General features: G+C 68.9%; 18 protein-coding genes. 2 read left to right on the top strand and 16 right to left on the bottom strand.

The window, feature by feature from the left end; all coding sequences use genetic code 11:
- Nucleotides 1–50: 50 nt before the first annotated feature.
- The 13 genes from AC1DDH_RS13415 to AC1DDH_RS13355 all read right to left on the bottom strand — a co-directional run bounded on the left by AC1DDH_RS13415 (nt 51) and on the right by AC1DDH_RS13355 (nt 16616).
- On the bottom strand, nt 51–941 hold the full coding sequence (locus AC1DDH_RS13415) for an intradiol ring-cleavage dioxygenase (RefSeq protein WP_476856795.1): 891 nt from the start codon (nt 939–941) through the stop codon (nt 51–53).
- Nucleotides 942–1237: 296 nt separating this feature from the next.
- Nucleotides 1238–2701, bottom strand: coding sequence for an amino acid permease (locus tag AC1DDH_RS13410; protein ID WP_476947370.1), 1464 nt, complete (start codon nt 2699–2701; stop codon nt 1238–1240).
- Nucleotides 2702–2986: 285 nt separating this feature from the next.
- Complete coding sequence (locus tag AC1DDH_RS13405) at nt 2987–3721, bottom strand: response regulator (protein WP_476947371.1); 735 nt, start codon at nt 3719–3721, stop codon at nt 2987–2989.
- The gene (locus AC1DDH_RS13400) at nt 3681–5060 is read right to left on the bottom strand and encodes a sensor histidine kinase (protein ID WP_476955602.1); all 1380 of its coding nucleotides are present in this window, start codon (nt 5058–5060) and stop codon (nt 3681–3683) included. Before AC1DDH_RS13400 ends, AC1DDH_RS13405 begins: the two co-directional genes overlap by 41 nt.
- 49 nt (nt 5061–5109) lie before the next feature.
- The gene (locus tag AC1DDH_RS13395) at nt 5110–5994 is read right to left on the bottom strand and encodes an ABC transporter permease (RefSeq protein WP_243178127.1); all 885 of its coding nucleotides are present in this window, start codon (nt 5992–5994) and stop codon (nt 5110–5112) included.
- A 3-nt stretch (nt 5995–5997) separates the two neighbouring features.
- On the bottom strand, nt 5998–6939 hold the full coding sequence (locus AC1DDH_RS13390; protein WP_476947374.1) for an ABC transporter ATP-binding protein: 942 nt from the start codon (nt 6937–6939) through the stop codon (nt 5998–6000).
- 177 nt (nt 6940–7116) lie between these two features.
- Nucleotides 7117–8613, bottom strand: a complete 1497-nt coding sequence (locus AC1DDH_RS13385; protein ID WP_476947375.1) for a phosphatase PAP2 family protein — start codon at nt 8611–8613, stop codon at nt 7117–7119.
- A gap of 15 nt (nt 8614–8628) precedes the next feature.
- Complete coding sequence (locus tag AC1DDH_RS13380) at nt 8629–9816, bottom strand: MFS transporter (protein ID WP_476947376.1); 1188 nt, start codon at nt 9814–9816, stop codon at nt 8629–8631.
- Nucleotides 9813–10586, bottom strand: a complete 774-nt coding sequence (locus AC1DDH_RS13375; RefSeq protein WP_476955601.1) for a DeoR/GlpR family DNA-binding transcription regulator — start codon at nt 10584–10586, stop codon at nt 9813–9815. Before AC1DDH_RS13375 ends, AC1DDH_RS13380 begins: the two co-directional genes overlap by 4 nt.
- Before the next feature lie 140 nt (nt 10587–10726).
- Complete coding sequence (locus AC1DDH_RS13370) at nt 10727–12409, bottom strand: ABC-F family ATP-binding cassette domain-containing protein (RefSeq protein ID WP_476955600.1); 1683 nt, start codon at nt 12407–12409, stop codon at nt 10727–10729.
- Between the two features lie 35 nt (nt 12410–12444).
- Complete coding sequence (locus AC1DDH_RS13365; RefSeq protein WP_476955599.1) at nt 12445–14463, bottom strand: penicillin-binding transpeptidase domain-containing protein; 2019 nt, start codon at nt 14461–14463, stop codon at nt 12445–12447.
- 72 nt (nt 14464–14535) lie between these two features.
- On the bottom strand, nt 14536–15192 hold the full coding sequence (locus tag AC1DDH_RS13360) for a response regulator (RefSeq protein WP_230009120.1): 657 nt from the start codon (nt 15190–15192) through the stop codon (nt 14536–14538).
- Nucleotides 15189–16616, bottom strand: a complete 1428-nt coding sequence (locus AC1DDH_RS13355) for a sensor histidine kinase (RefSeq protein ID WP_476955598.1) — start codon at nt 16614–16616, stop codon at nt 15189–15191. Before AC1DDH_RS13355 ends, AC1DDH_RS13360 begins: the two co-directional genes overlap by 4 nt.
- Before the next feature lie 196 nt (nt 16617–16812).
- On the opposite strand from AC1DDH_RS13355, the gene AC1DDH_RS13350 reads away from it, so the two are divergent.
- Together AC1DDH_RS13350 and AC1DDH_RS13345 are read left to right on the top strand one after the other, a co-directional pair.
- The gene (locus tag AC1DDH_RS13350; RefSeq protein ID WP_476955597.1) at nt 16813–17913 is read left to right on the top strand and encodes an FtsX-like permease family protein; all 1101 of its coding nucleotides are present in this window, start codon (nt 16813–16815) and stop codon (nt 17911–17913) included.
- Nucleotides 17914–17955: 42 nt separating this feature from the next.
- On the top strand, nt 17956–18684 hold the full coding sequence (locus AC1DDH_RS13345) for an ABC transporter ATP-binding protein (protein WP_476947382.1): 729 nt from the start codon (nt 17956–17958) through the stop codon (nt 18682–18684).
- A 3-nt stretch (nt 18685–18687) separates the two neighbouring features.
- Here the strand turns inward: AC1DDH_RS13345 and AC1DDH_RS13340 are convergent, their stop codons facing one another.
- The 3 genes from AC1DDH_RS13340 to AC1DDH_RS13330 all read right to left on the bottom strand — a co-directional run bounded on the left by AC1DDH_RS13340 (nt 18688) and on the right by AC1DDH_RS13330 (nt 22016).
- Nucleotides 18688–20136 carry a phytoene desaturase family protein gene (locus AC1DDH_RS13340; RefSeq protein ID WP_476856765.1) on the bottom strand — a complete coding sequence of 483 codons (1449 nt, stop codon included), beginning with the start codon at nt 20134–20136 and terminating at the stop codon, nt 18688–18690.
- The gene (locus AC1DDH_RS13335; protein WP_476955596.1) at nt 20133–21611 is read right to left on the bottom strand and encodes a glycosyltransferase family 87 protein; all 1479 of its coding nucleotides are present in this window, start codon (nt 21609–21611) and stop codon (nt 20133–20135) included. Before AC1DDH_RS13335 ends, AC1DDH_RS13340 begins: the two co-directional genes overlap by 4 nt.
- A 270-nt stretch (nt 21612–21881) precedes the next feature.
- Complete coding sequence (locus tag AC1DDH_RS13330; RefSeq protein ID WP_263407439.1) at nt 21882–22016, bottom strand: hypothetical protein; 135 nt, start codon at nt 22014–22016, stop codon at nt 21882–21884.
- Nucleotides 22017–22714 lie beyond the last annotated feature (698 nt).

The following is a 22714-nucleotide window of genomic DNA, read 5'->3' as shown; positions in this document are numbered from 1 at the left end:
AGCCCGGCACGCACGGGCCCCGGGGGCCGCGGTGCCGGGCGACGCCGCGCCTAGACGGTGACGTTGAGACCGGCGGCGTAGCCCGCGGCCACCGAGCCGGTGATGGTGGCCAGCTGGTAGATGCCGCCGTCGTTGCCGAACACGTTGTCGGACTTCAGCGTGGTGCGGGGGAAGTTCTGCGCGCTGGATTCGTACCCGGCCGACGCGTAGACCTCCTTGCACGCGGCCTCGGTCAGCGCGATCTGTGACACCGCCAGGACCTGGCCGGCCGCCGTCGCATTGTTCATGGACTCGAACACTTCGAAGTGGATGTGCGGCCAGCGGCCGTTGTAGGCGCCGGGGTAGATGGTCTTGAACGTGACCTGGCCGTTGGCGTCGGCCTCCTGGACGCCGCGGAGGTAGTTCTCGTTCTGAAGCCCCGAATCGTACATGGAGTATTTGCCCTCGCGGTCACAGTGCCAGGCGTACACCGCGGCACCGGCCAGTGGGGTGCAGCCGTTGGCGTTGTCGAGAAGGGTCAGCGTGACGGTCAGCGGTACGCCCTCGGCTGTGCTGGTGGAGGTCCCGAAGCTGGATGTGATGTCCTGACGAACCACGCCGGATGCCTCGAGGACGTTGGGCCCGTTGGAACCGTCACCGGGGTAGGGGCCGGCGGTTTCCTGCGGGATTTCGACCCCGCACTCGGCGATCGCCCGGGTGAGCGTCGGAGTGGCCGACGCCGACGCGGCCGAGGGCGCCGGGGCTGTTGCGGCCGAGGTCCCCGCGGCCGACGTCGAACTGCCGCTGGTGCCGCTGGTGCCGCCCGGGCTGCAGGCCGCAAGGGCTGCGGCCGTTCCCGCGCCGAGGAACATGCCCAGCGATCGGCGGCTGACGAGGGTGGAGAGATCGAATTCCAGGCCGCGGTCGTGGTTGGGGTGCGGCTCGTGCGGGGGCTGCGGCATTTTTGTCATGACCCCATCGAACCCGGCAGCGCTATGGGCTGGCTAGTCCCTTCCTGTGACGCGGCTGTGCCCCGGCACGCATGGACATGCCCTCCCCTCGGCCCGGGGACGCGGCTGTGCCCCGGCACGCATGGACATGCCCTCCCCTCGGCCCGGGGACTGGGCATGTCCCCCGGCACGCATGGATATGCCCTCCCCTCGCGCCGGGCAGTGGACATGATGGCGCTATGTCCAGTGGTGGGCGCAGGGGGAGGGCATGTCCGGTGGTGCGGGACGGCTGCGGGAGCCTTCCGGGGCTACGACACCGGGCGGGCGCCCACTGTGGCGTCTTCAGCGCCAGGCTCGGCGTCAACCGGGGTGGCGTCACCGGCAGGAGCCTCGCCGGCACCTGTTGCGGGAACAGCGGCCTTGGCACCGTTCCTGCGGTAGCGGATGACGCCGATCCCCACGACGACGGCGGCGAGAGCCAGCGAGAGCAGCAGCGATTCCCGCGTGGTTTCCAGGATCACCATGCCGATCAGCAGGGCCACGATGCTCACGATCGACACCCAGGTCAGGTACGGGAAGAGCCACATTTTCAGCTGGAGGTCCTTGGCGGCGGCGCCCATGCGGCGGCGCAGGATCAGCTGGGAGGTCGCGATGACGAGCCACACGAACAGCGCGATGGCGCCGGAGGTGTTGACCAGGAACAGGAAGACCGTGTCCGGGGCGACGTAGTTCAGTCCGACGGTGACGAAGCCGACCACGGTGGAGGCCAGTACCGCGGCGGCGGGCACGCCGCGCTTGGAAATCCGCATCCACGACTTGGGGGCGTCGCCGCGGCGGGACAGCGAGAACAGCATGCGGCTGGCGGTGTAGAGCCCGGAGTTCAGGCAGGAGAGCACCGAGGTCAGCACCACAATGTCCATGATGGTTCCGGCGCCGGGGATGCCGAACAGCTCAATGACCGCGACGTAGGGGCTCTTGGCGACGGAAGCGGAGTTCCAGGGCAGCAGGGTGACCACAATGGCGATGGAGCCGATGTAGAACACGAGGATGCGCCAGACAGTGGACTTCACGGCCTTCTTGACGGCATCGACCGGGTTCTCGGATTCGCCGGCGGCAATGGTGGCAATTTCCGCGCCGAAGAACGAGAACACCACCACGAGGATGCCGGCCAGGACGGCGCCGGGGCCGTTGGGCATGAACCCGCCGTTGCCGATCAGGTTGTCCAGGCCGGGCGCCGGAACGCCGGGGATGAGGCCCAGGATCGCGGCGACGCCGAAGAGCAGGAAGAGCACGATTGCCGCGACCTTGATGGAAGCGAACCAGAACTCGAACTCGCCGAACGACTTAACGGACCCGAGGTTGGTCAGCGTCAGCAGCACCATCAGGGCAAGCGCCCACACCCACTGGTCAATGCCGGGGACCCAGCGGTGCATGATCGCTGCCCCAGCCGTTGCCTCGATGCCGAGGACAATGATCCAGAACCATGCGTAGAGCCAGCCGATGCTGAACCCGGCCCAGCGGCCCAGGGCCTTGTCCGCGTAGGTGGAAAATGAGCCGGTTTCCGGGTTGGCCGCGGCCATCTCGCCCAGCATCCGCATGACGAGGATGACGACGAGTCCCGCCGCGGCGTACGCAACCAGGATGCCGGGGCCGGCCTGCTGGATCGCCGCACCCGAACCGACAAACAGTCCGGCGCCGATCACTCCGGCGATGGCAATCATGGACAGATGCCTGGGTTTCAGGGATTTTGAAAGCTGCTGGTCAGCGGGCATGGAAGCGCCGTCCTTCGTGGGGGGTTCAGGCCCGCTCGATGCCGGCACGGAATCGAATCCATGCTGTGCGGCGGACCACAATGTCGTTTCACACTAGACCGCGCGGCGGACCGTCCGTCTTGTGCAGTCCCACAAATGACGGCGGGTCAGACCGGGCCATCACCCAACGCGAGGGCCATAGGGTCAACCAAAGTTGCCTCACGGGCAATTCGGCAATGTGCCTGAAACCACTGCTTCAGGTACTACCTGCCGGTAACCTGCCTTGCGGCGGCAGGGCGGCGGCGGTCAGTAGTCCGCGTTGCTTGGCACCACGAGGCCGGTCTCATATGCGTACACCACGGCCTGGACGCGGTCGCGGAGGTGGAGCTTGGTCAGGATCCGGCGCACATGCGTCTTGACGGTGGCCTCGGACAGGAAGTATCGGTGCGCGATTTCGGCATTGGAGAGTCCCTCCGCCATCGCCCCGAGCATCTCGTTTTCGCGGGGCGTCAGGTCTTCCAGCAACGGATCCCGCGCCGGGCGTGCGGGGCCGCCGGCCTGCTGACCGCCGGCGCCGCCTGTCCCTGCAGGATCCAGGCCGCCGGCACCACGGACATAGGTCTCCAGCAGTCGCTGCGTAACACGGGGTGCCACCACGGCGTCGCCGCTGGCCACCACCCGCACCGCGCTGACCAGTTCTGCCGGCGCCACGTCCTTGAGCAGGAACGCAGAGGCCCCTGCCCGCAGTGCTGCAAAGGCGTATTCATCGAGGTCAAAGGTGGTCAGGATAATGATTTTGGCGTCGGAGCCCGAGGCGGCGATCGCCCGGGTGGCCTCGATCCCGTCCAGCACCGGCATCCGCACATCCATCAGGACGACGTCGGGCGCGAGCTCCCGGACGTGGCGGACCGCTTCGGCGCCGTTGGACGCCTCGCCCACGATGCACAAATCGTCTTCACCCTCCAGGATGAGGCGGAAACCCATCCGAAGCAGCGGCTGGTCATCCACCAGCAGGACGCGTACCGGCGTGTTGTCGGACATTGTTCCCCCTTGATTCCATGGCATTCTCGCCGTTGCAGTTCAGTTCCGCGTGCACGCGCCAGCCGCGGTCACCGGCGCGCCCGGCGTACACGGTGCCAGCGTAGATCCTGGCCCGCTCCCGCATCCCGGCGATTCCATGCCCGGTGCCGAAGGAGTCCAGTGTGTCAGGCTTCGCCTGCGCGCCGGTCCCGGGAGCCCCCGGGTCAACGGTGCCCCTGCCGTCGTCGAGCACTTCAATGGTGACGCGGGAGCCGTTCCGGACAATGCTGACCTCCACCCGGCTGAGCGCGCGGCCGTAGCGCAGCACGTTGGTCAGCGACTCCTGCACAATTCTGTAGACGGTCAGCTGGAACGCCGCATCGTCGGGCAGGGACGGGCCGGTGTGCGTGTAGTGCAGCGGCAGTCCCGCGGTGCGGAAGCCCTCGAGCAGTTTGGCCAGGCTGCCCCCGGCCACCAGCGGCTCGCGCGGGGCATGTCCCGTGGCGGCGTCCTCGCGCAGCACGCCAAGGACGCGCCGCATGTCGGCCAGCGCGGTGCGTCCGGTCCGGGAGAGTTCGGCCAGGACGCCGGCGGCGCGCTCCGGATCCTTCTTGACCACGACGGCGGCGCCGTCCGACAGGCTGATCATGACCGTCAGCGAGTGCGCCACGACGTCGTGCATTTCGCGCGCGATCCGGTTCCGTTCCGTGACCGAGCCCAGCTGCTGGGCCCGGGCGGCCCAGGCCGCGATCTCGTGCTCGTGCTCGCGCCGCTGCCGCACCGAGATCCCGATCCCCGTGGCGATCACATTCGAGAGCGCGATGCCGATGCCCGCCGCGATGCCCGTCAGCAGCTGGAAATTCTCCGGTGTGCGGACCGCCATGTCCGGGAGCCGGCCGTCCAGCGGGCCGACGGCCAGCAGGAAGTACAGGAGCAGCAGCGGGGCGGTGGTCAGGGCCAGGGCGGCGAGGGCGAACCGCCGGGTGCGGACGACGGCGACGGCGTACAGCGAAAACCAGAGCCCGGCGGAGACATTGGACCCCCAGGGATGCAGGAAGGTGACCGCCAGTTCCAGGGCCCCCACAACAGCCGCCACCCGCACCGGATACGCCCGCCGGAAGAGCAGGACCGGCGCGGCCGCGGCGAGCAGCACGGCCACCGGCCAGTCGCCGTGGATGACCGATTCGGCCGCCGTGGGCGTGACCAGGACCAGGTAGCAGAGCACCACCAGGACGTCCATGACCCGCGGATTGGCCAGCAGGTAGCGCCGGAGCCGGCCGCGGCGGCGGGCCGTGAGTTCAGCAAGGGACGCGTCGGCCGGTCCGGCCGGCGCGTCCCTGACAGGTACCGCATCGATCATGCTCTGAGCCTAAATGCTGAAGGGCTTGGACGCTGCCCGTGGCGCCGGCCTAGACGTCCCGCCTCTTGAGCAGGACGGCGGCCAGGAGCACCGGGATGACAACCCAGGCGCCCAGCACCAGGGCCGCCTGCCAGGCTTCGAGGGTGTCCGGGAGGTGCTCCACCGCGGTCAGCGGATCCACGGTGTTGCCGGGCAGGTATTTGCGGGCCTCCACGAAGAAGTCGCCCGGAATGAGCTGGAACGCGATGGGTGCCACGAAGAACAGTCCCACCAGGCTCATGATGCCGCCCGCCGAGTTGCGGATCAGCGTGCCCAGCGCCATGCCGATGGCCGCAACCGCCGCCACGTAAATGCTGTTGACAAGGAGCAGCTTGACCGACTGCGGGCTGCCCAGGTCCAGGCCCAGGCCGTAGTTGTCCAGGATCGGCACGGATACGAATCCGGCGGCCAGGGTGGATGCGGCGGTGACGACGAAGGAAGTCACCACCACCACCACGAGCTTGGCCGCGAAGGCGGGGATGCGTTTGGGCACCGCCGCGAACGTGGACCGGGCCATGCCCGTGGTGAACTCGGAGCTCATCAGCAGCACGCCGAGGGAGCCCAGGATCAGCTGGGCGAACGCGATGCCGGAGGTGGGCACGCTGACGGCGATGTCGCCGCCCTGGGCCGCGAGCCTGGCGCCGACCTCCGGGTCCCGGGCCGCGGCCTCGGAGAACTGGCCCGTCCCCCAGGCCGAAAGCGCCCCGAACCCCACCATGACCACCACTGTGGAGCCAAGCAGGATCAGAGTGGAGAGCAGGGTGCGGAACTTGATGAATTCGGAGTTGAGGACCCGCAGGAAGCTGGGGCCGGGACCGGAACTGCTGCCGTTTCCGGACCTCTGTGCGTCGGCGCCGCGGCGCGAGGGCGTGGATTCAACGGTTGTGGAGCTCATGGCTTAGTTGCCTCCGGCTTCGACGGGAACGGCGCCCGTGGTGATCAGCGAGTGGTATTCGACCTCATCCTTGGTCAGTTCCATGTAGGCCTCCTCGAGGCTGGCCTGCAGCGGGGTGAGTTCGTAGATCATGACGTGGTTCTCCAGCGCCGCAGTGGCGATCTGGCGCGGGTCCAGGCCTGTGACTTCGAGGAGTTCGCGCTCCTGGACCTCCACCGAGACCCCGGTCCCGGCCAGCAGCTGCATGAGCCGGTCCGGCTGGTCGGTGCGGACCCGCGTCCGGCCCTGGCCCTTGCCGGTGATGATCTCCTGGATCGGGGCGTCCGCAATGATCCTCCCGCGGCCGATCACGATCAGGTGGTCCGCCGTGACGGCCATCTCGCTCATGAGGTGGCTGGAAAGGAAGACCGTGCGGCCCTCGGAGGCCAGGTACTTCACCAGGTTGCGGACCCACACCACCCCCTCCGGGTCAAGGCCGTTGACGGGCTCGTCCAGGATGACGGTCTGCGGGTCGCCCAGGAGGGCGGCGGCGATGCCCAGCCGCTGGCCCATGCCGAGCGAGAAGCCGCCGACCTTCTTCCTGGCCACCTCGGCCAGTCCCGTCATCTCAATGACTTCGTGGACCCGTTTCTTCGGGATGCTGTGGGTCGCCGCCATGGCCAGCAGGTGGTTGTAGGCGGAGCGGCTCGTGTGGACTGCCTTGGCATCGAGCAGCGCGCCGACGTCGCGCAGCGGGGCGGCGTGCCCGGTCAGCGGGAACCCGTTGACGGTCACCGAGCCCGACGTCGGCCGGTCCAGCCCCATGATCATGCGCATGGTGGTGGATTTTCCGGCCCCGTTCGGACCCAGGAAGCCGGTGACCCGGCCGGCTTCGACGGTGAAGTTGACGCCGGCGACGGCGGTCTTGTCGCCGTAAACCTTGGTCAGGCCTCGTGCTTCGATCATGGAAGCGTTCCTTTGCGTAGCGGGAGATGATCCGGGGCACCGCAGTCACGGGCCCGTCTGCACACCACGCTACCGAGGCAAGCTGCGTATTTCGCCGGTCTCAGGGATGATTCAGGGGCTAATCAGGGTAGTCCGGGAGGATGACAGGGGTTGGATGACGGGTTTGGATGACGGGGTTCAGCCGAGGGGCGAGTAGTAGGTCAGCGCGCCGGGGCGGACCGTGAATTCCACCCGCCGCACCCCGGGCATGACCTCTCCGTCGACGGCGAGGACCATGGGCCCGTTCCCGGGTTCCACCGTGATCCGGTCCGTTTCGCTCAGATGGGTGATCCCGGACGTGGCCACGGTGCCCGTGAGCACGGCCCAGAGCAGGCGCAACCGGGCGAACGGCTCATCGGCAGTGATCATCCGCAGGTCCAGGACACCGTCCGCGAGTACCGGACGCACCAGCGGCGCGTGGTCGCGGGGGTAATAGCGGCCGCGGCCGATGTACAGGATCCACAGCCGGTGCCGCACCCCGTTGACGATCAGCGTGGTGGGGGTGCCGGCTGCGAAGGTCCGGAACATGGCCACCACTCCGGCCAGGGGTTTGCCCAGTGCCGGCTGGAGCTGCTCCCGCCGGCGGACCAGGTTCGGGTAGAGGCCGATGCTGGCCGTGTTGAGCATGATCAGCTCGAGCTGCTCCGGGCTGTCGGGGAGCCCGCGCTCGACACTCACGTGGCCGACGTCGGCCACGGCGGCCTCGCCGCGCGACGCCGCCTGCACGGCGTCCGCCAGGGTGGGGGTGCCGGCGTCGCGGGCGAAATGGTTCAGCGTTCCGCCGGGGAGCACCACCAGCGGGAGGGTACGTTCGACGGCGGCGGCCGCCGCGGCGCCCACGGTTCCGTCGCCGCCCCAGACGCCCAGGGCCGCAATGCCCGGCCGGGTCGCGACCTGGGCGATGCCCGCGTCGACGGACTCACCCGGCCCGATTTCCTTTATATACGCTTTAGGGAATACTTTTTGCAGGGCGTCGACAGTCTCGTCAGCATAGGACCCGCCAAGGGTGTTGACCGCGATGCCGAGCCCCTGGCCGTCCGGGAGTTCCGCGGCCGGGGCGGCGCCGCGGCGGGTTTCCGGGAACGGCGGTCGGACAGGCCACCACTTCCGCGTCACCATGGCCGCGCCGGCGCCGATCGCGGACCCGAACAGCACATCCGAGGGCCAGTGGGCCCCGGTGTGGACCCGGGAGTAGGCCACTCCGGCCGCGACGGGGGCCAGCGCCGCACCGAGGACCGGGCGGACCATGCCGACCCCGAGAGCGAAAGCCACCGCGGAGGCGGAGTGTCCCGACGGCATCGACGAACTCGTCGGCTGCGGGTTCACGAAGCGGAAGACCGGAAGGTGTTCGGGCAGGGGGCGGGCCCGGGGCAGGAGGGTCTTGAACACGACGTTGGTGACTGCCGAGGCAGCGCCTTGCGCAATGAGTCCGTGCACCGCTGCCCTGCGCGTCTTACCGGGCACCAGGGCCAGGGCTCCGGCAACGCCGAACCAAAGTTTGCCCTTGTTGGCGGCGGCGGACAGACGGCGGAAGAAGTCATCATGGCCTCCTCCCGGCAGATTGGAGACGGCGCGCACCAGTTTGCGGTCGAATTTCGACAGGCGGCCCGGGGCCTTCCTCAGCATGGTTCGCATTGGACCACCATACTGCTACCTCGCGGGCAGCGGCTTCGCGGCTCCGGCGAGGACCAGGGCCACCACAATCGGAATCCCGATCGCCAGCAGGGCGGTCCTGACACCGGTGACATCCCCCAGGTAGCCCAACAGGGGCGGCCCGGCGAGGAAGGCAATGTAGCCCAGCGTGGACACCACGGACACCCGGGCCGCCGCCTTCCTGGGGTCGTCCGCGGCGGCGGACATCCCGATCGGGAACGCGAGTGCTGCCCCCACGCCCCAGAGCACGGCACCGGCGGCGGCCAGCCAGATGTTGCCGGCGAACACGAAGAGGCAGAGGCCCGCAGTTGCCGCCGCCATGCTGGCCCGCAGCACGGCAACACGGCCGTAGACGTCGATCGCACGGCCACCAAAGAAGCGCATGGCGGTCATGGCCAGCACGAACGCGGCGAACAGCAGCGCCCCCGTGGACTGTTCGGCGCCCAGGCCGTCAACCGCGGCCTTGGCAATCCAGTCGTTGCCGGCGCCTTCGGTCAGGGTGGCGCCGAGGACGACGACGCCGATCAGCAGCGTGCGCCCGTCCCGCCAGGCCGAACCGGAGTTGCCCCGGTCCGCGTCCCCCGCGGCGGGCGCTTCGGCAGGCCGATGGGGCAGGAAATACCGGGGGGCCACAGTGGTCAGGACGGCGACAACGGCGGCTATGACCAGCAGGTGCTCCGGGAGCCCGACCCCCAGGGTGGATAATCCGGCGCCGATCAGGGCACCGACGAACGCGCCGCCGCTGAAGGCCGCGTGGAACTGCGGCATGATGGTGCGCCCGAGCCGGTGTTCGACGTCGGCACCTTCAATGTTCTGCGAAACATCCCACAGCCCGACGCCTATCCCGAAGAAGAACAAGGCGATGGCAGTCCCCGGGATGGAGGCCGCCATCAGTGAGAGCGCGACGCCGACACCGGCCGCCGCGGCCACGAGTCCGGCGCTGCGGACGGTGTTGGCGGTGCCGATCCGGCCGACGACGAACCCGGCCGTCGGCAGGGCGATCAGCGAACCGACCGCGACGCACAGCAGCAGGGTTCCCATCTGGCCCGCGGTGATCTGCAGGATCTCCGTCACGGCCGGGATGCGGGCTGCCCAGCTGGCGAAAACTAATCCGTTGATCCCGAAGACAAGGAAAGTCGCCCCGGTGGCAGCCTTGAGTTGCGGGACGGTTGCGGTACTGGTCATACGATCACTGCTTCCACCGAGTGCTGGGCGAGTTGGTCAAGTTCTTCAGGGCTGAGCTGCCGGTCGGTCACGATGGCATCCACGGCGTCCAGGGATGCGACGAGGGCGACGGCGGTGGCGTTCCATTTGGCGGCGGCACAGGCGACGATCACCCGGGCGGCGGATTCGAGGCCGGCGCGTTTGACTGCTGCGTCGTCGAGGTCGTGGGCCAACAGCCCGTCCTTGAGGTTCAGGGCGCAGGGCGTGACGACGGCGGTGTCGAAGCGCAGCGAGCGGATGTTGGATTCCGTCATCGGTCCTCGGAAGGAAAGTTCGCCGGGGACGAGGCTGCCGCCGGGCATCAGGAGTTCGGGGCGGCGCCCGGCCGGACCGTCGTCCGCGGACAGCGCGGTGACGGACCGCAGCGACATCGGCATGATCGTCATCTCACGCTGGCGCAACTGGCGGGCGATCTCCGTGGCGGTGGTGCCGCTGTCCAGCCAGACGTGTCCACGGTCCGCGAGCATGGCCGCCACCCCGGCGGCGATCCGCATCTTGGCGGTGTGGTCCTCGAGTTCGCGTTGCCCGTAGTGCGGGTTTTCGCCGCCGAAAACGAGGCTCTTGGCTCCGCCGTGGACCCTCCGCAACACGCCGTGCAGGGCCAGGATGTCGAGGTCACGGCGGATGGTGGCGCCGGAGGCGCCGCAGGCGGCCGTCAGATCGTCCACCGTCACGTGCTCCCGGTCGCGCAGCAGTCCGCCGATCAGGCGGTGCCGCTCATCAGTGTTCATGCTCAAATGCTAGCGGCTGGTGATCATTTAATCATTTGTTGCGCGTTTCAAATAGCAACGCGGGGTCACTTAGCGCCCATAACCGCCCCCGGCATGGGCTGTATCTGACCCCGCGTTGCTTAGTGGACCCCGCGATGGCTCTAGCGGGCGCGCTCGACGCGCTTTTCGTCCCAGACCGGTTCGGCGGACTCGTAGACCCTGCCGTCGGAGCCGAAAACCAGGAAGCGGTCGAAGGTCCGGGCGAACCAGCGGTCGTGGGTGACCGCCAGGACGGTGCCCTCGAAGTGGTCGATCGCCCGTTCCAGGGCCTCGGCCGAGTGCAGGTCCAGGTTGTCCGTGGGCTCGTCGAGCAGCAGCAGCGTGGCCCCGGAGAGTTGCAGCAGCAGGATCTGGAACCTCGCCTGCTGGCCGCCGGAGAGGGATTCGTACTTCTGCTCGGACTGCGCCGCCAGCCCGTAGCCGTCGAGGGCCCCGGCGGCGGCTTCGCGGCCCATGCCCGAGCGGTGCTCGTCGCCCCGGTGCAGGATTTCGAGCAGGGTCTTACCCAGCAGGTCGGGCCGGACGTGGGTCTGGGCGAAGAATCCGGGCCGGATCCGGGCGCCGAGTTTCACGGTGCCCTCGTGGGGCACCTCGGCGATCTCGACGTCGGACACCGGCAGGTGCTCCCGCTCGGGATCCGTGCCGCCGGTGGCGAGCAGGCGCAGGAAGTGGCTCTTGCCCGAACCGTTGGAACCCAGGACGCCCACCCGGTCGCCGAACCAGATTTCGGTGGAGAACGGCTTCATCAGGCCGGTCAGTTCCAGCTTCTCGGCCACGACGGCGCGCTTGGCGGTGCGCCCGCCCTTGAGCCGCATCTGCACGTTCTGTTCGATGGGAAGGGCCTCGGGCGGGCCGGCTTCGAGGAACTTCGCGAGCCGGGTCTGCGCCGCGTGATAGCGGTTGGCCATGTCGGAGCGGAACGCGGCCTTGTTCTTGTACATGTTGACGAGTTCCTTGAGCTTGACGTGCTCCTCGTCCCAGCGCTTGCGCAGTTCCTCGAAGCGCGCGTTCCGGTCGGCCCGGGCATCCACGTAGGAGCCGAAGCCGCCGCCGTGGATCCATGCGCCGGCGCCGTTGATGCCCGGTTCCAGGGTGACGATGCGGCCGGCGGCGTTGTTGAGCAGTTCACGGTCGTGGCTGATGAAGAACACGGTCTTCTTCGACTCATTCAGCTTGGCCTCGAGCCAGCGCTTGCCCGGAACATCGAGGTAGTTGTCCGGCTCGTCGAGGAGCAGCAGTTCGTCGGGGCCGGCGAAGAGGGCCTCGAGGACCAGACGCTTCTGCTCGCCGCCGGAGAGGCTCGACGCCGGGCGGTGCTGCGCCCGGTCGAACGGCAGGCCGAGGGCGGCCATGCAGACCTCGTCCCAGACGGTCTCGACGTCGTAGCCGCCGGCATCCCCCCAGTCCACGATCGCCTGGGCATAGGCCATCTGGGTGGGCTCGTCGTCGTGCTCCAGCATGGCGAGCTCTGCCTCATCGACGGTACGCGCGGCGGCGGCCAGGGCAGGCGGGGCGGCGGAGACCAGCAGGTCGCGGACCGTGGACTCGTCCCGGACCTGGCCCACGAACTGGCGCATGATGCCCATGTTGCCGGACCGGCCGATCACGCCTTCGTCCGGGACGAGATCGCCGGAAATGATCCGGAACAGCGTGGTCTTGCCGGTCCCGTTGGGCCCGATCAGCGCTGTCTTGGTGCCGTCCGGGACCTTGAAGGTCACCCCGTTGAGCAGCTGGGTGCCGTCGGAGAGGAAGTAGTCGATGCCGGATACGTCAATATGAGCCACGCGTTCAATCTTCCCACGGCCGGGAAAGCGTCCGCTCAGCCGGCCCGGGTCAGGAACTCCTTGAGCAGCGGCCCGGAGGTGGTGGCCCCGAGTCCGCCGTCCTCGACGAACACGGCGACGGCGAGGTCACCGTGCACGGCCACGATCCAGGCGTGCGTCTTGGGCGGGGTGTCGTTGCCGAACTCGGCCGTTCCGGTCTTGGCCCCGACGGGCTCGCCCGGGACGGAGGCCAGGAACCCGGCATGACCGCTGGTGACGACGGCCCGCATCATGTCAGCCAGTGCCGCGGCTTCCGCTGCAGTTACCGGCTTTTCGACGGCCGTGGCCGGTGCGGGGGCCGACGGCGTCGCGTCACCGGAGGCCGGGGCAGCCGGCGACGTGCCGGCTGTAGCCGTTCCTGTGGGCGCGGCGCCCTGGGCATCTGGGGGACTGTCGCCCTCGTTCGGATTCAATACCAGCTGGGCGGCCACCGGGGCTCCCTTGGCAACCGAGCCGGCCATGACGGCGGCGGCCAGGGGGGACAGGAGCACTTTGCCCTGGCCGATCATGGAGGCGGCATGTTCGGTTCCTTCGGCATCCCCGGGGACGGAGCCGAGGAATGCGGCCGCGCCGAGCGCAGGTGCTTCAACTGCCACGCCCAGGGAGGTCGCGGCGGATTCGAGCTGTGCCTGGGTGACGGTGTCGCGGGCGTTGATGAACGCGGTGTTGCAGGAGTGCGCAAAGGCGTCGCGCAGCGTCACGGACCCCAGGGAGGACTCAGGGTATCCCTCGGCGTTCTTGAAGGTGCGGCCGTCCACCGTGAGGGTGGGCGGGCAGTCCACCTTGGAGTCGGGCGTCATGCCGTTGCGGAACATGGCCAGGGAATCGACCATCTTGAAGATCGATCCAGGGGCATACTGTCCCAGCATCGCGGTGTCGTAGCCGTTGCTGCCCGGCCCGGAGGCGGCCGCCAGGACGGCGCCGCTGGAGGGCCGGAGCGCCACAATCGCCGACGCCGGGCCCACCTTGCCGAGGACGTCTTCCGCAAGCTGCTGCAGCTTCGGGTCCAGGGTGGTTTTCAGCGGGGTGCCTTCCTTTATCTCAGTCTGAAAAAGTACGCGGCGTCCCGCGTTGGGCAGAGCCTGCTTCTCTGCGGCGGTGAGGCCTGCCTTCTCGGCGAAGACCTGAATGCCGTCGCTGCCGCGAAGCTGCGCGTCGTATTGCTGTTGCAGGCCACCTGTGCCCGTGGTGTCCCCTGCTTTGAGTGCGCCGTTCGATTTTTCTATCTGTTCTGCATTCGCCTCCGCTGCCGTGCCCAGCAGGGCGCGGGCGAAGGTGCGGTTTGGTGCCAGCGGAAGGGAGTCCCGGATGGCACGGGCGCCGGGAATCTCACCGATCTGAGCGTCGGTGATGGTCCGTCCTTCTTCACGCAAAGTGATGGCGGCAACGAACGCCTCGGGGCCGGCCGCCGCGACCTGCTGGCCGTACGCCGCAGGGTCGACCCCCACCAGTTGGGCAAGCTTGGTGGCGGAATCGGCGGCGTCTGCACCGCCGAGCGCCGGCTTGTCGATGCCAACATTGACCACGGGCCGGTACGTGACCAGCGGGGCCCCGCCGGCGCCCAGGATGTCGGCGCGCGACGGCGAATGGGTTGCCGAGCCGACGAGCTCGCCTTCGGCCAGTTCGGGGACCAGGGTGGCCGGGTTCCAGACCGTCAGCCATTTGTCGCCGGACTTCTTGAACTCGGCGAAGGTGGTGTACTTCCACTCTTCGGAGCCGATCTTCCAGCGGTAGTTGAGCGGGACCGTGGCCTTATCGGACTCCAGCGTCAGTTGGCCGCTGTCCACTGCAGGCCGGGCCGGGTCAAGCCCCTTGAATACTTCCTTGAGCTGGTCGTTGGCGGCACCTGAGTCCTTGCCCTCAAAGGCGACGGATCCGACGTCGAGCGCGGACACCGCGGAGGCGAGCTGTTTGGCAGCGCTTTCGGCGCCCTCACGGCCGTCGCCGCAGGCGACCAGCGAGCCGCCAAGAACAAGGCCCACAAGGGCCAGTGCAAGTTTTGATGAGTTCCCCATGGCGCCCATTATGCCCCGGGCCACCGACAATTCTGTTGTCACATAACACCGTCACCTGCCCGCCGGGGACGCCTAGGGCCGCCGGATGATCCTGCGCTGCGCTGCCACGGCGATCGCGGCGGTGCGGTTGTCCACGCCGAGTTTGCCGTAGATGTGCACCAGGTGCGTCTTGACCGTGGCCTCGGAAATGAACAGCTGCTTCGCGATCGCCCGGTTTCCCATCCCGGTGGCCAGCAATCCGAGCAGCTGGACCTCGCGGGCGGACAGGGCGGGCTCCGGATTCCTGATCCGGCCCATCAGCCGGGCCGCGACCTCAGGGGCCAGCGCGGTGCCGCCCGCCGCGGCAGAGAGCACCGCCTGGCGGATCTGCTCGGGCGGGGCATCCTTGAGCATGTAGCCGCTGGCGCCGGCCTCGACGGCGGCCAGGATGTCGGCGTCGGAGTCATAGGTGGTCAGGATGAGCACCGGCGGCGCCGGCTCGCCGGCCTCTCCTGCCTTGATCCGGCCGGTGGCGGTGACGCCGTCCATGCCGGCGCCCATCTGCAGGTCCATGAGCACCACGTCCGCGGGCTCGCCCAGGGTGTGGAGCCTGGCCAGCCCGGCCAGCGCGGCGGCGCCGTCGGCGGCCTCGGCCACCACTGTGATGCCCTCCAGATCACCCAGCATTGCCCGCAGACCGGCCCGGACCACCGGGTGGTCGTCCACCAGGAACACCCGGATGTTGTTCATTTCCGGTCCCCGCGGGCCGGCGCCGGCGCGGCGTTGGAACCGGGCGCTTGGCCCAGTGGCAGCCGGATGGCCACCACGGTTCCCTCACCCGGGGCAGACTCGATGTCCAGCTGCCCGTGGAGGGCGGCCACGCGGTCCCGCAGCGACGTCAGACCATAGCCGGACCCGTCCGGACGGGCCAGCAAGGCCAACGGGTCGAATCCGGCGCCGTCGTCGTAGATGTCCATGGCCACGTCCGGGCCCAGGAAGGAAAGGGTGACGACGGCGGTGCCCGCCTGCGCATGCGCCCGCACGTTGGCCAGGCTCGCCTGCGCGGCCCGGAGCAGGACCGTCTGGTGGGCGCCGGGGAGTTCCACCGGCACGCCTTCGACGTCGAGGCGGCAACGCAGCCCGGCACCCCGCGCCGCGGTCTCCGCTTCGGTCGTTTCGCACAGCCGGAGAAGTCCGGCCACGAGGGAGCCGTCCTCAAGATCGGGGGACTGCAGGGCCCGGACGAAGTTGCGGGCCTCTGCCAGGTTGGCGGCGGCCGTGTCCCGGACAATGCGGAGCCTGTCCCGTGCCACGGCGGGTTCGCCGTCGTCCAGGGCCTTCTCGGCCGCGCGCCCCATCAGCACAATGCTGGACAAGCCCTGGGCGAGGGTGTCATGGATTTCCCGGGCCAGCCGGGTCCGCTCGGCCAGGGTGCCGGCATTGTGCTGGGTCCGGGCGAGTTCGGCACGGGTGCGGCGGAGCTCTTCGGCCGCCAGCCGCTGGTTTTCCGCCTCCAGGAACAGTGCCCGGTAGGCCAGCCCGGTGACCACAGCGAAGGCTGCGCCGAAAACGGGCCCGAGCACCATGGGCAGCTGCAGCCCCACGCTGGCCGGATCCGCACTGGCCAGATCGGGAGACGCGGTACCGCCGTTGTGGAACCAGAGCGCCGCAATGACAAACACTGTGCTCAGTGCGATCGCCGGCAGCGCCAGCCGGCGCCGGAGCACGTGCAACTGCAGGAAGAACAGCGGGAAGGCCAGCCAGACGAAGTCGGCACTGGCCCAGACCAGCAGCAGCCAGAGGAGGCAGACGCCGCCCAGCCACCAGGCCGAGTAGGGCCGCGGATCGAACCGGGTCCGGCGGGCGGCGTGCCGTTTCTCCAGCACGGTGCCCACGAGGTAAAAGGCGGCGAGCAGCACGGCCAGCAACAGGGTGATCCACTCCTGGCCCGTGATACCGCCGGCCAGGAGCCGGAGCAGCGCCACCAGGAGCAGCACCGCAAAGCCGACGTGCAGGCTCACGCGAAGGACGCGCAGAATGACGGCCGCCCCGGTGGGCTCCGTGCCCGGCGCCGGTGCGCCGGCATGCCCAGCGTCGGCGTGCCCAGCGCCGGCATGCCCAGCGCCCTTGGGTCCTGTGCCGTTGTGGACCGTGTTGCCGGCGTCGCCCTCCATGCTTCCAGCGTAGTGCCGGTGCGGCGGGGCTCCTGCGGAAAACGGCCCGCCCCCGGCGGAATCAACCTTTTGGTTGATCGCAGGGCCGTCCGACCGGTGCCGGCGGTCCAACCGGGCGGCCGATGCCCCGGAGCCCGGCGGAGGGAAGGCTGGAAGCAACGCCACAAGCGCCTCAAACGACACCACGAAGGACACCATGTATCTCGCCATCCGCGATATCCGCTTTGCCAAGGGACGGTTCGCCCTGATGGGTGCGGTCGTCGCCCTCATTACCCTCCTGCTCGTCATGCTTTCCGGACTGACGGCCGGCCTCGGAAACCAGTCGACGTCGGCCCTCGCCGCCCTCCCGGCCGACCAGCTGGTCTTCGGCGCCCCGGCCGGGAGCGCAGCCAAGGCCTCGTTTACCGAATCCGAGGTCACGCGCGCCCAACAGAGCCTGTGGTCGGCGCGCGACGGCGTCGCCCGCGCCGACGCCGTCGGGATCAGCCAGAGCCGCTTCCAGGCACTCGGCGCCGGAGGCGTGCCGGCACACACGGCAAGCGTTGCGGTCTTCGGCACCGAGCCCGGCGCAGGCCTGGCTCCCGCCACGCTGGCAGAGGGAACCATCGCCGTCGGAGCTGGACTGGCGGAGGACCTGGAGCTCAGCATCGGCAGCCACGCCTCGGTGGGCGGCGCCGACCTCGTGGTGACGGCGGTCGTGCCGGAGCAGTGGTATTCCCACACCGGCGTCGTGTGGACCACGCTGGCCGACTGGCAGAAGCTGGCCCATATCCAAGACGCGGACGCCGCGACGGTGCTGGCCGTGACATTCGACTCCACGTCCGGTACAGGGGTGGATCTCGGTGCCGCCAATACCGCCGCGGGAACCGTCAGCACCACGATCGACGGGTCTTTCCAGGCCCTCGGCTCGTACAAGAGCGAGAACGGCTCGCTGCTGCTCATGCAGGCCTTCCTTTACGGCATCTCAGCCCTCGTGATTGTTGCCTTCCTGACGGTCTGGACGGTCCAGCGCACCCGGGACATCGCCGTTCTGAAGGCACTGGGCGGGTCCGCCCGCTACATCCTCCGGGACGCCATGGCGCAGGCGGCCCTGGTCCTGCTGGCCGGCGCGGTGGCCGGCGGGCTGGCCGGTGTGGCCGGCGGAGTCCTCGCGTCGCAGGCGGCGCCGTTCCTCCTCACGCCCTGGACAACGCTGCTGCCCATCGCCGGAATCGTGCTCCTGGGCCTGGCCGGGGCAGCCCTCGCGGTCCGCAGCGTGGCCCGCGTCGATCCGCTCATCGCCCTCGGCGGCAACTGAGCAGCCCCGGCCCGCCCATATATTCCTAGAAAGGCATATCTCGTGAACTCAACCCTGAACAACACCGCCCTGAACCTCGTCAACGTCACCCTGGAGTACCCGGACGGAGACGGCACCCTTAAGGCCCTGGATTCCGTGAGCCTCAAGGTGAACGCAGGCGAATTCGTGTCCCTGATCGGCCCCTCGGGGTCCGGCAAGTCGTCCCTGCTGGCCGTCGCCGCCACCCTGGTCCGGCCCTCCGCCGGCCTGGTGGTGGTCGACGGCGAGGACGCCGGCGGATTGCCCGACTCCGGCCGCACCGCACTGCGGCGGGACAAGATCGGCATCATCTTCCAGCAGCCCAACCTCCTGCCCTCCCTCACCGCGGTGGAGCAGCTCGTGATCACCCAGCGCCTGCGCGGCGGGACGGCGCGGGCGGCCGGGGAACGCGCCGCGGCTCTGCTGGACCTTGTCGGTCTCGGGCATGCCCTGGCGAAGCGGCCGCACCAGCTCTCCGGCGGCCAGCGCCAGCGCGTCAACATTGCCCGGGCACTCATGGGCAACCCTGCCGTGCTGCTGGTGGACGAGCCGACGGCAGCCCTTGACCACCAGCGCAGCGAAGCAATCGTCCGGCTGCTGCGGCAGGTCACCGACGAGTTCAGCGTGGCAACGGTCATGGTCACCCACGACACCGATTTCGTGCCGCTCACCGACGCCGTCGCGAGCATGCGCGACGGACGGCTGTCCGCCAGGGCGGCGACGGCGGCCGTTGCGGCGCCGCGTCGGGGCTAGCGGCTAGGGGACCCGGTATCCGAGGTCCGGGACGCCGAGACCGAACATGTCCTTGAGGGCATGCCGGGCGGCGTGGAAGCCGGGCATCCCGGTGACGCCGGGACCGGGCGGGGTCGACGACGAGCACAAGTACACCCCTGGCAGCGGCGTCCGCCAGGGCACCGGGCTCAGCACCGGCCGCCGCAACATGCCCCAAAGGTCCATGCGGCCTGCGCCGAAGTCCCCACCGACGAAGTTCTCGTCGTACGCCGCCAGCCCTGCGGCCGTGGTCACCTTGAACTGCACCACCACATCCCGGAACCCGGGCGCGAAGCGCTCCAGTTGCGCCATGACCGCATCGCTCATGTCCACGGTGGAACCGGCCGGAACGTGGCAATAGGTCCACAGGATGTGCCGGCCGGCCGGCGCGCGGCCGGCATCAAAACGCGAGGGCTGGGATACCAGCACGTAGGGCCGGTCCGGATGCCGTCCCGAGGCGACCAGGCGTTCCGCTTCGGCGGTTTCCGCCCGGGTGCCGCCCACGTGCACCGTCCCGGCATCGGCGAGGCCGTCCGCCGCCCACGGCACCGGTCCGGAGAGGATGAAATCGACCTTGCAGGAAGCGTTCCCGAAGCGGAAGGACGCCAGGGCGCTCTTATAGCGCGACGGGAGCCGGCCCTCCGCCAGGTGCAGCAGCGCGGGGGGTGCCACATCCAGCAGCGTGGCCCGGGCCGGCGGCAGCTCCGCGAGCGATGTGATCCGCCTGCCGGTCTCGACCACCCCGCCATGGGCCTCGATGTCAGCGGTCAGCGCCCGGGCAATCGCGGCCGATCCGCCGCGCGGAACCGGCCAGCCGCCGGCATGGCCCAGGGCGCCCAGCATCAGCCCGGCGCCGGCGGCGGTGATCGAGGGCAGCGGCGCCACGGCATGAGCGGCGACGCCGCTCAGCAGTGCGGGAGCCAGGTCCTGGCTGAACCTCGCATTCCACAGCGGCGAGCCTTGTTCGAGCGCCCGGAGGCCGAACGCGGCGGCGGCCAGGGGATCTGCCGGAATCCGCAGCAGCTGGTTCAGGGTGAGGTCCGCGACGCCCTCCACCCGCCGCACGAGGGGCTCCATGAGCTGGCGGTAGGCGGCGCCGTCCCTCCCGAGTTCCGCAACGGTGCGGTCCAGGGAACGGTAGGCCAGCGCCGCGCGGCCGCCGTCGAGCGGGGATCCGTACGAGAGCTCGGGCACCTCCAGGGGCACGCGCCTGGACAGCTCGAATCGGCGGAAAAAGGGTGAGGCCAGAACCATGGGGTGCACGGCCGAACAGACGTCGTGGAAGTGGCCCGGTTCCATCAGTTCGGCGGTGCGCAGTCCGCCGCCGGGTGTGGCGGCCGCCTCGAACACGTGGACTTTGAGTCCGGCCCGCGCCATGGTCACCGCCGCGGCCAGCCCGTTGGGGCCGGAACCGACGACGGCGACGTCAGTCATGCGCTGTGGCTTTCCGCCACGGCACGCTTCCGCCACGGCACCAGGGACGCCGCGGGCCGGCGCAGATCAATCCGCAGCCAGTCCGGTGCACCGTCGAAGGGGCCGCCATGCGGATCATCGATGCGGTGGCAGCGGATCACGTCGCTGGACGGATCCCAGATGTCCCAGGCGACACGGGCCATCAGGTACGCGGTGGCGAGCATGTGGGCAACCACGGCCAGGACGTAGTAGGGCATGTCGATGTTGTGCTGGGTCGAGCCGCCGCTGGTTGCCTGCCCGAGGTACATCCAGATGGCGCCCCAGTGCAGCGCTTCGATGGCTTGCCAGATGACGAAGTCACGCCAGCGGGGCCGGGCAAGGGCGATCAGGGGGATCAGCCACAACACGAACTGGGGGGAGTACACCTTGTTGGTCAGGATGAACGCGGCCACGATCAGGAACGCCAGCTGCGCGATCCTCGGCCGGCGGGGTGCCGTCAGTGCCAGGACCGCAATCAGGATGCAGGCCAGGAGAAACAGGTCCAGTGCCAGGGAGTTGATGGCCGCGGCCTCAAGCGGATTCCAGCCCAGCCGGGCGGCCACCAGGTTGTAGGCGAACCAGGGCGAGCTGTAGCCCGCCGGCCGCTCCTGCGTGAACTGGTAGAAGTACTTCCAGCCGTCCGGATTTGCCGCGGCTGCCGGGACGTTGACCGCCAGCCAGGCCGCGGTTGCGGCACCGGCCGTGATCAGCAGCGCCCGGATGCGCCCGCTCCGGAGCGCCAGCAGCAGGACGGCGCCGAGGATCAACAGCGGGTAGAGCTTGGTGGCCGTGCCCAGGCCGATGAAGATCCCGGCGAGGACGAGCTTGTTCCGCGCAAAGAAGTACATGCCAAGAGCCAGCATGCACACGGCCCACATGTCCCAGTTAATGACGCCCGCCAGGACAATGCCGGGGGCGAGGGCAACCATCGCCGCGTCCCAGGACCGCCGGCGGTTCGTCCGCGCCGTGGCCAGCACGGTGATGATCCAGACGGCGGCGATCAAGGTGGCGTTGACGTCGAAGTAGCCAAGGACGCGGGGATCGTCGGTGCCGGCGCCGGGCACCAGAAGTGCGGTGGCACCCGCAATCAAACCCATCAGCACGGGGTACTCGAAGAGGCTTCCCGGGGTAATGAAGGGGAAGGCGCCATCGCCGAGGCCGCGGTTGCGGAACAGCTCCGGAAAGTCCGAGTAGCACGTGGCGTAGAACTGCCCGGGTGTTTCCCAGCCGTTGGTGCGGCAGAAGTTCTTGAGCAGAATCCCGGCCAGGGCGGCGAGGACAGTGAGGATGACCAGAACACGATCCACCGTAAAGAATCCCGGCGAAACGATCCCGGGCGCCGAGCGGTGGCCCAAGGGACCGCCTACCAGTTCCGTGAAGTTTCGGAGAAAAGGGTCGCTGCGGCTCGGGATGACCAATCGGACCCGTTTGCGCTCCGGCGGCTTTGTCTCCTGCATGACCTTGAGCTTACCGGGGGACATTGACCCGTGCCGCGCCGCGGTCTTCGCTGGCACGTCGTATCGGAGCCGCCACAACGGCTGGCCACGAAGGGATGCTTAAAAGGGGGAGCCCGTGCGGCGACGCACGGGCTCCCTGGGATCGGTTCCAATGTCAGTCATCAGGTCCTCCTTCGCTGCGGACAGTCCTGCCGGCAACGGGCTCCGCCCCTGCACGGGACTAGTCCATGCGCCGGTGGCGGAAATGTCCGGCCGTCAGCAGATCGGGCGTCAGCGAATCAGGCCGGCCTGATGCATGGCGAGGAACGTGTCGTCCCGCCTTTGGTCCAAGAGTTGGCCGTTGAAGCGTGTCGACTCCCTGCGGCTCAGCTTTCGGAACAGGACCGTATAGAGCTTGTTCATCATGGTTCTTACCTCCCCTCGGGGACTCGATCGGCGCGCCCTGGTGGCGGGCAGGGCTGTGCGGTGGGCAGGAGCGGTGGTTGCGGTAGTCACAGGGACCTTTCGTTGGTGGGGATTGAGCCGCCTTGGTTCAATGGGGCGAACAGGAGGCAGCAGGAATGGGCGGATGAAACGGGCCGCCGTATTTTGGGCGCGACAAATAGAGCGCTGGATGCAGGGAATTCGAATAACCGGTTCCGGGCGTGGCAATTAGCCCGAAAATCCCCGGCCTTAATTAGGCCGGAATTCCGGATAGGAAATAGTTATTCGATGGAGAATGGCCCCTGGACGCGGTAGCGCCGAAACCCCAACAAGAAGCTGGGTTCCGAACTATGGGGAGGCTGCGCAACCGCGTGGTTCCGCCTGTTCAGGCTGCCGTCATTGGGCTTTCCGTCATGGAAGGCCAACTGCCGCGGGCCCCAGGCTGCATTGCCTGGGACGGGAAAGCGGTCAGGAAACAGTCAGTCCGACATTTGGGCGCGGGTCAGCGAACGAGGCCGGGTTGGCGGTGGTGGAGTACATCCATCCGCTAGTCAAAGTAATCATCATTTTCCCAACCTCCTTTTCTGTTCTGCCGTGGCTCCGGCTGACAGGCCGGGCGACGCGCGCCGTGACCCCGGCAAGTCGCCTTGGGGTCAGAAATAAAAATACACTACGAATGC

Source organism: Arthrobacter sp. 10T425 (assembly GCF_056393985.1).
This window is presented reverse-complemented; position numbering and strand designations above follow the sequence as displayed.

Excerpts from the sequence above, each read along its gene's own strand:
- AC1DDH_RS13415 (WP_476856795.1), bottom strand. The coding sequence starts at position 941 with ATGCCGCAGCCCCCGCACGAGCCGCACCCCAACCACGACCGCGGCCTG.
- AC1DDH_RS13410 (WP_476947370.1), bottom strand. The coding sequence starts at position 2,701 with ATGCCCGCTGACCAGCAGCTTTCAAAATCCCTGAAACCCAGGCATCTG.
- AC1DDH_RS13405 (WP_476947371.1), bottom strand. The coding sequence starts at position 3,721 with ATGTCCGACAACACGCCGGTACGCGTCCTGCTGGTGGATGACCAGCCG.
- AC1DDH_RS13400 (WP_476955602.1), bottom strand. The coding sequence starts at position 5,060 with ATGATCGATGCGGTACCTGTCAGGGACGCGCCGGCCGGACCGGCCGAC.
- AC1DDH_RS13395 (WP_243178127.1), bottom strand. The coding sequence starts at position 5,994 with ATGAGCTCCACAACCGTTGAATCCACGCCCTCGCGCCGCGGCGCCGAC.
- AC1DDH_RS13390 (WP_476947374.1), bottom strand. The coding sequence starts at position 6,939 with ATGATCGAAGCACGAGGCCTGACCAAGGTTTACGGCGACAAGACCGCC.
- AC1DDH_RS13385 (WP_476947375.1), bottom strand. The coding sequence starts at position 8,613 with ATGCGAACCATGCTGAGGAAGGCCCCGGGCCGCCTGTCGAAATTCGAC.
- AC1DDH_RS13380 (WP_476947376.1), bottom strand. The coding sequence starts at position 9,816 with ATGACCAGTACCGCAACCGTCCCGCAACTCAAGGCTGCCACCGGGGCG.
- AC1DDH_RS13375 (WP_476955601.1), bottom strand. The coding sequence starts at position 10,586 with ATGAACACTGATGAGCGGCACCGCCTGATCGGCGGACTGCTGCGCGAC.
- AC1DDH_RS13365 (WP_476955599.1), bottom strand. The coding sequence starts at position 14,463 with ATGGGGAACTCATCAAAACTTGCACTGGCCCTTGTGGGCCTTGTTCTT.
- AC1DDH_RS13360 (WP_230009120.1), bottom strand. The coding sequence starts at position 15,192 with ATGAACAACATCCGGGTGTTCCTGGTGGACGACCACCCGGTGGTCCGG.
- AC1DDH_RS13355 (WP_476955598.1), bottom strand. The coding sequence starts at position 16,616 with ATGGAGGGCGACGCCGGCAACACGGTCCACAACGGCACAGGACCCAAG.
- AC1DDH_RS13350 (WP_476955597.1), top strand. The coding sequence starts at position 16,813 with ATGTATCTCGCCATCCGCGATATCCGCTTTGCCAAGGGACGGTTCGCC.
- AC1DDH_RS13340 (WP_476856765.1), bottom strand. The coding sequence starts at position 20,136 with ATGACTGACGTCGCCGTCGTCGGTTCCGGCCCCAACGGGCTGGCCGCG.
- AC1DDH_RS13335 (WP_476955596.1), bottom strand. The coding sequence starts at position 21,611 with ATGCAGGAGACAAAGCCGCCGGAGCGCAAACGGGTCCGATTGGTCATC.
- AC1DDH_RS13330 (WP_263407439.1), bottom strand. The coding sequence starts at position 22,016 with ATGATGAACAAGCTCTATACGGTCCTGTTCCGAAAGCTGAGCCGCAGG.